Source organism: Acinetobacter sp. YH16031, assembly GCF_013417335.1.
In the GTDB taxonomy this organism is placed as follows: Bacteria; Pseudomonadota; Gammaproteobacteria; order Pseudomonadales; family Moraxellaceae; genus Acinetobacter.
In genome coordinates, this window is the sequence record NZ_VPED01000026.1 from 1 (window position 1) to 13,887 (window position 13,887).

The 13,887-nt window shown below is 41.9% G+C and carries 11 protein-coding genes; 4 read left to right on the forward strand and 7 right to left on the reverse strand.

Translation table 11 applies throughout. From position 1 onward, the window contains the following. Window positions 1-154 precede the first annotated feature (154 nt). Complete coding sequence (gene nfsB / locus FTV31_RS11420) at window positions 155-808, reverse strand: oxygen-insensitive NAD(P)H nitroreductase (protein ID WP_180014957.1); 654 nt, start codon at window positions 806-808, stop codon at window positions 155-157. 245 nt (window positions 809-1,053) lie between these two features. Here nfsB and hpaI point away from each other — a divergent pair, with 245 nt between their 5' ends. Both hpaI and FTV31_RS11430 read left to right on the forward strand, forming a co-directional pair. After that, window positions 1,054-1,848: a 4-hydroxy-2-oxoheptanedioate aldolase gene (gene hpaI, locus FTV31_RS11425; protein ID WP_180014959.1), complete on the forward strand. Its 795-nt coding sequence runs from the start codon at window positions 1,054-1,056 to the stop codon at window positions 1,846-1,848. Window positions 1,849-2,500: 652 nt separating this feature from the next. Next, complete coding sequence (locus FTV31_RS11430) at window positions 2,501-2,719, forward strand: hypothetical protein (protein ID WP_004786100.1); 219 nt, start codon at window positions 2,501-2,503, stop codon at window positions 2,717-2,719. Window positions 2,720-2,756: 37 nt separating this feature from the next. Here the strand turns inward: FTV31_RS11430 and FTV31_RS11435 are convergent, their stop codons facing one another. Together FTV31_RS11435 and FTV31_RS11440 are read right to left on the reverse strand one after the other, a co-directional pair. Then, window positions 2,757-3,482, reverse strand: a complete 726-nt coding sequence (locus FTV31_RS11435; RefSeq protein ID WP_180014961.1) for a UDP-2,3-diacylglucosamine diphosphatase — start codon at window positions 3,480-3,482, stop codon at window positions 2,757-2,759. Window positions 3,483-3,601: 119 nt separating this feature from the next. After that, complete coding sequence (locus tag FTV31_RS11440) at window positions 3,602-4,111, reverse strand: peptidylprolyl isomerase (RefSeq protein ID WP_004786097.1); 510 nt, start codon at window positions 4,109-4,111, stop codon at window positions 3,602-3,604. 430 nt (window positions 4,112-4,541) lie between these two features. Here FTV31_RS11440 and FTV31_RS11445 point away from each other — a divergent pair, with 430 nt between their 5' ends. After that, window positions 4,542-6,269 (forward strand): glutamine--tRNA ligase/YqeY domain fusion protein, encoded by a 1,728-nt coding sequence (locus FTV31_RS11445; protein ID WP_180014963.1) that lies wholly within the window; start codon window positions 4,542-4,544, stop codon window positions 6,267-6,269. 66 nt (window positions 6,270-6,335) lie between these two features. After that, a complete protein-coding gene (locus FTV31_RS11450; RefSeq protein WP_180014965.1) occupies window positions 6,336-7,247 on the forward strand; it encodes a bestrophin family protein in 912 nt (303 codons plus the stop codon). Between the two features lie 105 nt (window positions 7,248-7,352). On the opposite strand, the gene FTV31_RS11455 is transcribed toward FTV31_RS11450, so the two are convergent. The 4 genes from FTV31_RS11455 to putA form a co-directional block, all read right to left on the reverse strand. Further along, window positions 7,353-7,916 carry a lecithin retinol acyltransferase family protein gene (locus FTV31_RS11455; protein WP_180014967.1) on the reverse strand — a complete coding sequence of 188 codons (564 nt, stop codon included), beginning with the start codon at window positions 7,914-7,916 and terminating at the stop codon, window positions 7,353-7,355. Between the two features lie 385 nt (window positions 7,917-8,301). Beyond that, window positions 8,302-8,526, reverse strand: a complete 225-nt coding sequence (locus tag FTV31_RS11460) for a hypothetical protein (protein ID WP_180014969.1) — start codon at window positions 8,524-8,526, stop codon at window positions 8,302-8,304. 241 nt (window positions 8,527-8,767) lie between these two features. Beyond that, window positions 8,768-9,850 carry a tRNA (uridine(54)-C5)-methyltransferase TrmA gene (gene trmA / locus FTV31_RS11465; RefSeq protein WP_125278317.1) on the reverse strand — a complete coding sequence of 361 codons (1,083 nt, stop codon included), beginning with the start codon at window positions 9,848-9,850 and terminating at the stop codon, window positions 8,768-8,770. Between the two features lie 179 nt (window positions 9,851-10,029). Then, window positions 10,030-13,782, reverse strand: coding sequence for a trifunctional transcriptional regulator/proline dehydrogenase/L-glutamate gamma-semialdehyde dehydrogenase (gene putA, locus FTV31_RS11470; protein WP_180014971.1), 3,753 nt, complete (start codon window positions 13,780-13,782; stop codon window positions 10,030-10,032). Window positions 13,783-13,887: the final 105 nt, after the last annotated feature.

Here is a 13,887-nt window from a genome sequence, read left to right on the forward strand (position 1 = left end):
ATGAAATACGGTATTCTGATGTGACAAAACCTGAATCCTGGTCGTTAAAGTGTTTGTTTGCACTCATATTTTAACTGTTAGGACTCAGGTTTTTTTATTTAAAGCAAACTATGGGACAGCAGTGGCACTAGACCCCTTTTATACCATAAAATGCTTACAGTCTGGTGAAAATATCTTCAGCTTGCAGACGAGATTTAGGCAATTTGGCATTGAAATCATTTTCACTGCGATAACCTAAAGTAAGCAGTACTGATGGAATCAGGCCTTGTTCAGCTAACTGTAATTCCTCACTCAGAATGTCTTCATCAAAACCACCGATCGGTGTGGCATCAATACCTTCACTTCCTGCAGCCAGTAAGATCTGTCCTAGTGCAATAAAGGTTTGGTTTTCTGCCCAGCGCTGAATATCACCTTTTTCATTACGATAATAATGTACATAACCGGTACGGGTATTCTTTTGACCTTCTTTGGCGCTCTCATCTTTAAAACGACCACTGAGATCATCACGATTTAACAGATTGTCCAGATGTAACTCGTCAATATCGGCTTTGGTACAAAATAAAATGGTATGTGAAGAATCCAGCACTTTGGGAGCATTGTAGGCATAAGTTCCAACTAGTGCTTTGGCAATACGCTGTTTAGCGGCATCATTGTCGGCAATAAAAAAATGCCAAGGCTGAATGTTAATCGAAGATGGCGTCAGGCGTAAGATTTCTAATAAACGTTCAAATTGTTCTGCTGGAACCTTCTTGTTAGGGTCATAAGCTTTAGTGGTATAACGGGTTTGAGCGATCTTGAGTAAATCCATTGATGGACTCCAATCTTTTGATAAGGCGTTTAGAAATATGCTTTAGGCATCTAGATTTTTCTGATCAAAAGATTATTACAATAAAAACATCATCGGCAAAGTCTGTATTTATATAATCTTGAGTGAAATTTTATGAAAAACTAAGAGTTAAATCAGATAAAAAGCAAGCTTTTGTATATTGGCAGTTTCTGGTAACAGGAGTTTAATAAGAACTTCAGGCAATAGCATGCAAGATAGGTGGGCCGATGCAATATACCAATTACTTCAAACGTAAATTAAAGACGCAGCAGCAAATTGGCTTGTGGGTCGGACTGGCTGATGCGTATGGGACAGAAATTGCGGCAAATGCAGGCTATGACTGGCTCTTGATTGATGGCGAGCATGCCCCAAGCGATTTAAGAATAACGCTCTCTCAATTACAGAGTATCGCTGCTTATCCATCTCAAGCTGTAGTACGCCCCCCAATAGGCAGTGTACAACTGATCAAGCAGTTACTCGATATTGGCGCACAGACCTTATTGATTCCTATGGTAGAAACTGTGGAGCAGGCCGAATTAATGGTCAAAGCAGTCCGTTATCCACCGGAAGGAATTCGTGGTGTGGGTGCTGCGCTGGCACGTGCGACACGCTGGAACAGTATCCCGAATTATTATCAGACTGCTCATGAAAATATCTGTTTGTTAATTCAGATTGAATCGGTGACAGGTCTGGAAAATCTGGATGAAATCCTCAAGATTGAGGGGATTGATGGTGTATTTATTGGGGCGGTAGATCTTTCAGCGACTATGGGTTATCAGGGGAATCCGAACCATCCTGAAGTACAAAAAGCAGTAGTAGACGCTATTCAGCGGATTCGTGCATCAGGTAAGGCTGCTGGGATTTTATCGACGCAGCATGAAGCTACCCAGAAATATCTGGCGCTTGGAACTGAGTTCGTTGCAGTAGGGGTTGATACCAGTGTTCTGATGAATTCGCTTCGTGAACTTTTGGCGAAATATAAACCTGATGCTGAAGTCATCAAGTCAGAAGGCGGTTATTGATTATAAAAATATCAGAGAGTCGTAAATTGTGGTTTCTCAATATTGATTACTTACATAGAAGATATTTTATAAAAGCTCTGATTTGTCAGAGCTTTTTTATTTACTTTAGCTATAGTAGTTTAAAAAATAAGATGGGTGGGATTGTAAAATGAAACCAGAAGAAATTGATATATTTTTTGAGCAGCAAAAACAGATCCATGAGCAAAAAAACAACAACGTTATCATTTAGGGCAACGTATCTTATTCGTCTTTAATGCTGACTTATACATTGCTTAGTGGATATCTGGCAGTTTTAAACTTTCTTGATTCAGGTGATTTGATCTCTGGCTTTAGTATCATGATGTTGATCGGTTTGTTTTATATGTTGAAATACTTCTTTACTGGACATTCAGATAGGCGAAAAAGCATCTGAAAAATACTACTCTTGACATATGTCATTACAATGTAATTTTGCTATTTGGTCAAAAAAGAGTTATAAGATAATTACTTTAAAGCGAATACTGTTTTCGCTGGTTTATTTTTAGCTGATTGTGATACACGAAAGACAGGTTTTCCTGTTAAAAAAACTCTAGCAAACCCAGAAATAAGATTTATTTTTAGTCTATAGCTCTCCTTGTTTAATCACAAAAAGCTCATATTATGAGTGAATATTTTGAAAAATTTAAATACATGGTCTATCGCGACCGCCATTAATGGTTGTGAAATTCAAGTCAAAGTTGTACCAATGCAACGTCAGCAAAATACCATCAATGGTATGATTATGGTCAATGTGGGCAAGATGATTGAACTTGAAAATGGTGAACAATATCCATTTAATCTGGATGGTAAAAGTTTCTATACTGGTTTTAACCAGTTATACCGTTTAAGTTAAATAAAATAAAAAAAGCAACTGCTCGCAGTTGCTTTTTTTATGGGTAATACCAGATTTTTAGCTGAATGTTATGAATATCAATATCCGAGCTGCCCAGCTCTAAAATCTCAGCATAATCAGCTTTCCAATCTCCTAAAACAACTCTTTTTTTACCATTTACATCATGGATTGCAGCGCGGTGAGTATGTCCATGAATCAGCACATCTGCTTCTTTGAGTGCTGCTTCTACCGCAGATGGGTTTACATCCATAACCTCATAGCTTTTCAATTGCTGTGCTTCATGGCTTTTCTTGCGGAAACCGTTGGCGAGTCTGGCTCGAAAGCTAAGAGGCATTTTTCTTAAAAAACCTAACATCCAGGGATGACGGATGATTTTTCTGAAACGTTGATAGGACACATCATCGGTACAGAGTGCATCGCCATGTTCAATCCGGTATCGGATCGAACCGATATTTAAACTGGTCACTTCAGGTAAAAGCTGTCCGGAAAATTGATCCAGAAAGTCTTGGCCTAAGGCAAAGTCGCGGTTACCGATGAGAAAATAGATCTGATTGCCGGCTTGATTAAACTGTTTTAAAGCATTGACGATTTCATCCAGCCAGGGAGCAGTGTAGTCATCTCCAATCCAAGCATTGAACCAGTCGCCCAAAATATACAGTTGGGTATTTTTATGCTGATAAGCTGCTAATAAATCTAAAAACCCCCGAACGAGTCGAGGGTGATCAGGTGACAAATGTAAATCTGAGATAAACAGATAGGTCACGAATCTTTTCCTTATTTTTTAATCCCTCCCGACCTCCCTCTGCAAAAGAGATGAGAAAAACCATCTTTAAAAATGATGGTTCCCTCCTTTATTAAAGGAGGGTTAGGGAGGATTTAAAATTACTCAGAAATGATTTTTGCAGATTCGATCACAACGTTCTCTAGAGGAACGTCAGCGTGGTAGCCACGGTTGCCAGTGCGAACGCCTTTGATTGCATCAACAACGTCCATGCCTTCAACCACTTTACCAAAAACTGCATAACCCCAACCTTGTGCAGTTTTGCCAGTGTGGTTAAGGAAAGAGTTGTTTTTCACGTTAATAAAGAACTGAGCAGAAGCAGAGTGAGGTGCTTGAGTACGTGCCATTGCAATGGTGCCTACATCGTTGCTTAAACCGTTGTCAGCTTCGTTTTCAATCGCATCACGTGTTGCTTTTTCTTTGAAGTTTTCATCCATGCCGCCGCCTTGGATCATGAAACCATCAATAACGCGGTGGAAAATTACGCCGTCATAAAAACCGTCACGTACATATTGCAAGAAGTTAGCTACTGTTTTAGGTGCTTTTTCAGCATTTAATTCAAGAACAATACGACCTTTATTGGTGTTTAATTCGACTTGAGGAAAACTCATTGTGTAATCTCCTAATCATGGACTAATGCCATGGTTTTTTCTGAATGAAGGAAGCATAAGCAAACTACAATCGACAAGGCAAGCAAAAACATAATTTTCTTTGTTAAAAACATAAAAATCGTATCTTATTTATGCATTGATTTACAAAGTCATTTCTTCTAGATCATTCGTATTCATAAAGCTTGTCTGACCCTAAGAGCATGCACTGATCTGCTGGCTCAGTCAAAAGCGGATATTTTACGATTTGGTAAGCTATTGTATTTTCCAATTTGAAAATGAACGAATTGAAATCAAATACCTAAGTTAACGGTTGAGAGATCATTCACCTATAGTTAAACTAAAGAACCTTTATTTAGTGAATACAGTTAGACCGCGTGAGCTACTGCATATTCATTAATCCCTTTTTAACTTTAGAAGTGAATGATTAATCATGAAGCCAAATGATGTTGTGACGTCTCTGCCCGACAACCCGACCCAAAATAAGAATGCAGTCGATTCAGCGCAGCAGCAGGAACAACAACCAGGCTTAGACTTTGTACGCCAGGTGATTACTGACGATCTAGCAGCTGGCCGTACCCAGCAAGTGGTCACCCGTTTCCCGCCTGAACCAAATGGTTATTTGCATATTGGTCATGTAAAAGCGATTTGCCTGAATTTCGGTATTGCTGAAGAATTTGATGGCCTGTGCAACCTGCGTTTTGATGATACCAACCCGGATGCAGAAGAGCAGGAATATGTGGATGGTATTGCCAATGATGTGAAATGGCTGGGCTTCCAGTGGAATGGTGAGCCACGCTATGCATCAAGCTATTTTGACCAGTTATATGCATGGGCAATTCAACTGATTGAACAGGGCGATGCCTATGTGGATCTGCAAACTCCGGAAGAGATCAAGCTAAACCGCGGTAACTTTGTAGAGCCAGGTAAAAACTCACCACAACGCGATGCGACTGTGGAAGAAAACCTTGAGCGTTTCGAGAAAATGCGCATTGGTGAATATGCTGAAGGCGAAGCGGTATTGCGTGCCAAGATTGATATGAATTCTCCAAATGTGCATATGCGTGATCCAATCCTGTATCGTATTCTGCATACTGCGCATCACCAGACTGGCGATAAATGGAAAATTTATCCAATGTACGACTATGCGCATCCATTATCAGATGCGATTGAAGGCATTACGCATTCACTTTGTACACTGGAATTCCAGGATCACCGTCCATTCTACGACTGGGTGGTGGAAAAAGTTAAATCGCCATCAGTTCCACGTCAATACGAATCTAGCCGTCTGAATGTTGATTACACCATCACTTCTAAACGTAAGCTGCGCAAGCTGGTTGAAGGCGGTTATGTTAACGGGTGGGATGATCCACGTATGCCGACTGTTGTCGGTATGCGCCGTCGTGGTTTCACGCCTGAAGGTCTGCGTGATTTCTGTAAGCGTGTAGGAGTATCTAAAGTCGATGGCAGTATCGTTGATGTAGCAATGCTTGAATATTGTATCCGTCAATCTTTAGAAAATACTGCAGCTCGCGGTATGGCAGTATTGAATCCACTGAAAGTGACTTTAACCAATTTGCCAGCTGATATGGATCTGACTCATTCACGTCATCCAAACGTGGATATGGGCGAACGTATTATTCCGCTCACTTCAGAAATCTATATCGACCGTAAAGACTTTGAAGAAGAGCCACCTAAAGGCTTCAAACGTCTGATTCCGGGCGGTGAAGTGCGTCTTCGTCATGCTTATGTCATCAAATGTGATGAAGTGATTAAAGATGCGAACGGTGAAGTGGTTGAACTGAAATGCTCAATCGATCCTGAAACTTTAGGTAAAAATCCTGAAGGCCGTAAGGTAAAAGGGGTGGTTCACTGGGTATCTGCAACCAAAGGTATTCCTGCCGAAGTTCGCATTTACGATCGTCTGTTCACTGAATCGGATCCTGAAACCGGGGATGACTTCCTGGCGAATCTGAACCCTGAATCATTAAAAGTGGTTCAAGCAGTTATTGAGCCTGCACTGGCTCAGGCAAAACCGGAAGATCGTTTCCAGTTTGAACGTGAAGGTTATTTCGTAGCGGATCAATATGATCATACAAGCGACAAACCAGTATTCAACCGTATTCTAGATTTGAAAGACAGCTTTAAACCTGGCAAATAATTTAAGCTAAATCCCTAAAAAGCCCAACTCCGGTTGGGCTTTTTCAATCGTGGCAGGAAAGAATGAATGATTGTTCGTGATAAAAGTAATAGCTTTAGTCTATTGTTCGCATGGCATGGCACAATTTTGCCTAAAGTTCTACCTGCCTTGGGGCTGGTAATTTTTCTTTCAGGCTTACTGGTCTATCTGCGTCAGGCGCATTTCTTTAGTTTTCCCGCAGTGCCGGCCATAGGCTTTACCATCTTCGGGGTGATTCTGTCGATCTTTCTCAGCTTTCGTAATACCGCCTGTTATGACCGCTGGTGGGAAGGACGCAAGCTGTGGGGAGCGCTGATTGCTACGACACGTCATTTATGTCGTGATAGTTACGTCCTTGATGATCAGTCACGTGAAATCCTGTTGTATCGAATGATGCTGTTCACTCATTTATTACGTGACCGTTTGAGACAGCAACAGCAAAGTATTCAGCATTACCAGGCCCACACTGGTTTTGAAGCTGCTACATATGAACAATTGCCCACGCATATCAATGCATCACAATGGGTACTGGAACAGATCCAGAAAGATTTGGTTCTGCTCTATAAACAGGGCAAAATCACAGATATTATTTATAACAATTTGAATCAGCATACAGTGGCTTTGGGTGATATACAGGCGGGTTGTGACCGGATCCTGTCGACGCCGTTACCATTTTCCTATTCGGTGCTGTTGCATCGTGCTGTTTATTCTTTCTGTTTTATCCTGCCATTTAGTCTGGAAGCCAGTCTTGGTTTATGGACACCGATTCTAGTTGGCCTGATTGCCTATATGTTGTTAGGGCTAGATGAACTGAGTGCGGAACTGGAAGAGCCTTTCGGATTTCAGGATAATGATCTGCCTTTAGATTCTATTGTGAGATTGATCGAACGTGAAACCCTGAGTTCTTTAGGACAAGAATTACCTGAAGCAATTAAAGCTCAAAAAGCTTATTTAACTTAGGTTTGAACAGGTTTTATTGAAAAGTTAATTATTAAATAAATCAAATGAAAGTCATCTTATTTTAAATAGTTGTCTTAAAAAATTTAATAGCAAGAAACTAAAACCTTAACGATGTTTTAAATGATTGCCAAGATCTGAGCTATTGTTTTTAACCTGCTCATGTAGCTCACGATATTGCTCTAAACGTTGTTTAGCCTTGTCACGTAGCTTTTTCTTGATATAGAGAGCTAGGGCGAAACAGGTGGTCGTCAAGGTCAGGAAAAGGCTATTCATAAAGCTCATCATGGAGCTGATATAACCGATCGTCGTCAGGCGATTCATCATCTGAATGACTTGTGGGCTGCTTTCTACACCAGTGATTGCCCAGGTACAGAGATGCTCACAATTATTAATAATCAGGTGATAGTTATTTTCATGCATTCTGGAACGCATACGGCGAACCACTTTACGGCCTTTATATTTTGCTGAAGCATAATACTGGATCTGAATCGGTTTGCCATTGCTGAATTTCTCAATTGAGGTGATTTCAATTGGATGCTTCTTAAATAAATGTGCAAAACCAGAATAGTGGATGACACGACCACGCCCGGCATAAATCCCGTGATGAGTATAACCGAAATGTTTAACCATAAGATGCGCACCTATGGGAAACCGTTTAGTTCGCTGCATGTAAAGATTAAGCCATTTAATAACAAGTGTATTTTAAACAGCAAGTGTACTGTTTTTTTGTGAATTAATCGATGTTTTAGGGTTCAATTCTATCCAGAATTCGTTGTCTAGACAGTCATCTTTAAATTTTTCGAACTTTATAAATGCTGTATGTGAACTGATTGAGGCAGATCTTAAACTATAATAATGTCTAAATAGCCTAAGCAAATATGAAAAGTCATTTATCTGCATATTTGAAAAGAAATAAAGATATAGACACTTAGGTTTAGATAGAAGGAGTAGGTTCCACCTGATTAAAAGCAAAGAAGGGTAGGCAAAAATCCAAATGATAGATATAAAAAAAGCATTTGCGTATGCAAATGCTTTTTATCAAGACCTAAGCTGCTTATTGCAGCGGCAGGTGCTGAAGTTCATTGAGTTCTTTACGGCTATAACCGCGAGAAGCTAGAACTTTTTTGATTCCGATAATGATATCTTCATCAGTTGCTTTAGACAGTGCTTCAAGGAGCTGTTCATTTGTCTTGCAAGAGTAATCATTTTCAACACAAGCAATCTGGTTCTTGTGTTCATTTTGTTGTTCATCTGAAAACAACTTCTGCCAGAAACTCATAGAGCCTTCATACACAACCTAACATAGGGTGAAATATATCCAATTTAATAAATAAAGCAATAGGACCTATGTGATAAAAGCAGCAGTCAGTATTTCAAATTTTCGATTGCAGAAGACATTTTGAACGATATTATTTGATTGAAACAAGATAATTCATGCATAAGTTACTAATTTTATGTATAAAAATGGAGCTAACAAAAGCTCCATTTATGTAACAAAAAAATAAATTGAAACAATATTTTTAGCGTTTTTCCAGCAGTACGCCTGACTCTACATGGTGGGTATAAGGGAACTGGTCGAACAGGGCAAACTTGGTAATTTTATGGGTTTGGGACAATTGTTTCAGATTGTCGTGTAATGTGTCCGGATTGCAAGAAATGTAGATGATTCGTTCAAAGCGCTGTAGCAGTTTCAGTGTTTCATCATCGATCCCTGCACGTGGCGGATCAACAAATACCGTATCAAAGTCATAAGTTGACAGATCAATATTGGCTTCTTGCAGACGGCGGAAAGTACGTTCACCATTAAAAGCTTGCGTAAATTCTTCAGCAGATAGACGTGCTACCTGAATATTGTCGATACCGTTCTGTTCGATATTCCATTCAGCTGCATAGACAGATGACTTGGCCAATTCAGTCGCCAATGCACGACGGAAGCGGGTGGAGAGTGGCAGGGTAAAGTTACCATTGCCACAATACAGCTCTAAGAGATCTTTATCAGATTGCTGCGCGGCATTACATGCCCATTCCAGCATTTTCTGGCAGACTTGCGCATTCGGCTGGGTGAAGCTGCTTTCGATCTGTTTGTACTGATATTTACGGTCAAATACAGTGAGTTCTTCTACGACAAACTCATCGCTCAAGACAAATTTCTGGCCACGGCTACGACCAATCAGCTTGATCTTCAATTTTTCAGCCAGTGCTTTAGCTGCAGGTTCCCAGCTTTCATCCAGCTTGCGGTGATAGATCAGGGAAACCAGTACTTCACCTTTTAGTGTTGCTAGAAAGTGGACTTCAAATAGGCGGTGGCCCAGAGTTGCATCGGCTTTGAAGGCTTCTAGCAATTGCGGCATTAAGTCATTAATACTGCGGTCAGCCACAGGGAACTCATCAATACGGATCACTTTCTTGTTATTGTTCTCATCACGTTCAAACATGGCATAGAACAGGTCATCTTCAGTATGCCAGATCCGGAATTCAGCACGCATGCGATAGTACTGTTCAGGCGACTCAAATACTTCAAGGGCAGGTGGTTGATATTCGGCAAATTGCGCGCTAATGCGTTCAACTTTGGCATCCAGTTGTTGCTGATAAGATGAGGTCATATGCAGTAAAAAATCGCAAATATTTTGAAAGCCAAGATGGTAGCAAAAATTTGCTGTTCTGCCTAAGACTATTCAGGGAAACAGGCTGGAAAAGCTGTTAAAAAAAGGCCAAATCTTCAAAGAGGAGAGATTTGGCCATAAGAGGAAAGGGATTAAAATAGTTTAACTACTAAAGCTGTTTATAGGCCTGACATGGTCATGAGACTGGCATTGCCACCTGCAGCTGCGGTATTGATACTGATTGCACGTTCAATCACGAAACGCTCCACTGGAATCTCATAATTTCCAGAGCTTAAATGCGTGATACCTACAATAGCTCCTTGCCGTGTTGAAATGCGTTGCTGTAGATCAAGCAATGCAGAAGTCTCGCCATGATGCAGCACAGCTTCAAATTCACCCGATTCAATATCCTTGATAACTTTAATGGCCTTCACTACAATTGCGGGCATGCTTTGCAGATACTTGAGTATAAAAGTATTGTCTGCGAGTACGGCCGGGCGGCTACCAACCGATAAGATCGCCAAGATTTGCTGAATCTGATCCATATCATTTTCTGCTAGAGAGAGCACACTCTCACGCGGCAAGATCATGTACTGGTTTTCTTCACCCGTTGGACCTTGCAGGCTAAAGCTATGTCCCGTTGCAATCTGAGCAGGAGCTTGCAAAGAAACCCGTGGAAAAGTCTTGCTTACCCAATCCTTAAAATCTTGCGACACCGGATTTTTAAGTAGTGCCTGAGCAGACTGCATCGCATAAGGCTGAGCCAGTTTCTTCTCAGACACCTGATGCATTAAACGGTAGATATAAAGTGGACCACCGGCTTTCGGACCAGTCCCAGACAGACCTTCACCACCAAAGGGCTGTACACCCACCACAGCACCGACAATATTTCGGTTGATATACAAGTTCCCGACATGTGCTTTTGAAATTACAGTCTGCATGGTTTCATCGATCCGGGTATGTAGGCCCATAGTCAGGCCATATCCTTTGCTGTTGATCTGATCTAGTAGTTGTGGCAGCTCGCCGGCTTTATAGCTAATCAGATGTAGTACTGGACCAAAGATTTCACGCTCAAGATCATTTAAATTCGGCAGTTCAATTAAGGTCGGTGGAATAAAAGTACCTTGAGCCAGATCGGAAGCATCTTGATTAAACATCAGTTGATGAACTTGATGACCTTTACTACGCATTTGATCAATATGTTTTTGGATGTTCTGCCATGCTTCGGCATCAATCACTGGACCAATATCGGTTTTGAGTAGAACCGGATTGCCGACACGTAGCTGTTGCATGGCTCCTTGTAGCATCTTACGCACAGTATCTAGATTGTCTTCCTGCACACAGAGTACACGCAGGGCAGAACAGCGTTGACCGGCACTATCAAAGGCTGAGTTAACTACATCCAGTACAACCTGTTCGGTGAGTGCTGATGAATCTACGATCATGGCATTTTGACCGCCAGTTTCGGCAATCAGCGTCACGCTTTCGCCAAACTGATTCAGTCGTTCTGCAACGGTCTTCTGTAGAATCTTCGCTACTTCGGTAGAACCGGTAAACATGATGCCTTGGATACGGGAATCTTGGCTGAGTTGAGCGCCAATGGTTTCACCACGACCCGGTAAGAGTTGCAACACATCTTGTGGTATGCCTGCTTCCCAGAGGATCTGTACAGCTTGAGCTGCAATCAATGGAGTCTGTTCAGCCGGTTTGGCAATGACAGTATTGCCAGCAACCAGTGCTGCAGAAATTTGACCAGTAAAAATCGCTAAAGGGAAGTTCCATGGACTAATGCAGAGTACAGTTCCTAAAGGCTGAATATGTACATCATTAGACAGGTCCAGCATCTGGCCAGCATAGTAGTGCAGGAAGTCAATTGCTTCACGTACTTCAGCAATCGCATTAGCATAAGTTTTACCAGCTTCACGAGACAGTAAGACCATCAGTGGCAGCAAATGTTGTTGCATCAGGTCAGCGGCTTTATTGAGACAGGCAGCACGTTCATTCTTTGGCAAGTTGCTCCAGAAACTTTGTGCATTTACGGCCTGAGTCAGGGCAATTTCTGCCTGTTCAGTCGTTGCTTCATATACAGTACCCACCACATCTTGATGCTGGGCTGGGTTGATAATCTGTACAGGATGACTGTTAATTTCTGAGAAAGCAGTACCCATTGCAGCAGCCTGGAATTGGCTATTCGCCGAGTCAGTTGCAACTTCATTTAAGGCTTGCAGGTCTGCGTCATTGGCCAGATCCAAACCGGACGAATTTGGACGCAGAGCACCGAATAAATCTTTTGGATAAGGAATCTGCGGGTGTTTGGCACCTAAGGCATTTTCTTGTTGAGCTGCTTTTAAAATGGTTTGACGCGGATTCTCAATTAGGTCTTCGACTTTTAAACTCTTGTCAGCAATGCGATTGACGAAAGAGGTATTCGCGCCATTTTCTAGCAAGCGACGAACCAGATAGGCCAGTAGGGTTTCATGGTTACCGACCGGCGCATAGATCCGGCATGGAACACCAAGTTTTCCAGCCGCTTTATCACCTACCACATTTTCATATAGCGGTTCACCCATGCCATGCAGACATTGGAATTCGTATTGACCGGCATAATAGCGGTCTGGATTAGCGAGCTGATAAATCGTGGCAACAGTCTGCGCATTATGTGTCGCAAATTGCGGGTAAATATAGTCCGGCTCTGCCAGTAGTTTACGTGCGCAGGCAATATAGGATAGGTCAGTATGCACTTTACGGGTAAATACCGGATAATCAGACATACCTTCGATCTGGGCTTTCTTGATCTCGCTATCCCAATACGCACCTTTCACCAGACGAATCATCAGGCGTTTCTGGCTGCGTTTAGCTAGATCAATGATGTAATCCACGACATAGAAGCAGCGTTTCTGGTAGGCCTGAATCACAAAACCAATGCCTTTCCAGTTATTGAGTTCAGGTTCAAAACAAAGACGTTCTAAAAGCTCTAAGGAAATTTCCAGACGCTCAGTTTCTTCGGCATCAATATTCAGCCCGATATTATAGTTTTTCGCCAGAACTGCCAGATTCAGTACTTTTGAATACAATTCATCATTCACGCGATCCATTTGCGAACGCTGATAACGTGGATGCAGTGCAGACAGTTTGATAGAAATTCCCGGACCGTTATAAACATCCTTATCTGTTGATGCCTTGCCAATGGCATGAATCGCATCTTGATAATCCTGATAATAGCGTTCTGCATCCGGATCGGTCAGCGCTGCTTCACCGAGCATGTCATAAGAATATTGGAAACCTTTATCTTCCAGACGTTCAGCATTTTTCAGGGCTTCATCAATGGTTTCGCCAGTGACAAACTGCTCGCCCATCATGCGCATTGCGGCGTCCACCGCTTTACGGATAATGCCACGGCCACTACGTGCTAAAAGACCAGTCAATAAGCTCGACAGGCTTTTTTGCTGAGGCGTTTCCATCAGTTTGCCAGTCAGCATCAATCCCCAAGCTGCTGCATTCACAAACATTAGTTGGCTTTGACCCAGATGCTCTTTCCAGTTGCCCTGATTGATCTTGTCACGGATCAGCAGGTCACGGGTTGCCGTATCCGGAATACGCAGCAAAGCTTCTGCCAGACACATTAGGGCAATCCCTTCCTGAGAAGAGAGCGAAAATTCCTGAAGCAATCCTTGAACGATACCGGCTTTACCACCAGAGCCTTTACGCTCGCGCAGGGAGTGTGCCAGATCAAACGCCAGGCGCTGAATTTTATCCGTCAGTTCTGAAGAAATTTCACTATGTTCCAGCAGTGTTTCCACGCACTCAGACTCGACACGTCGCCATGCAGTATTGATGCGCTGTTCGTATTGGTTTTTATCCTTAAATTCAGCAATGTAATTCGATTGCTTCACTGCATTCGAGTGCGAATTAGGGCGTATTGTAGTGGACATAGTGACTTCCTGTACTGCGTCAATCGGTTCTTTGAGTTGAATGAGTTTTAATCTATAATCCCAAAATAATTGACGAATATCTCACTATAGTTTGTATCATTTTTA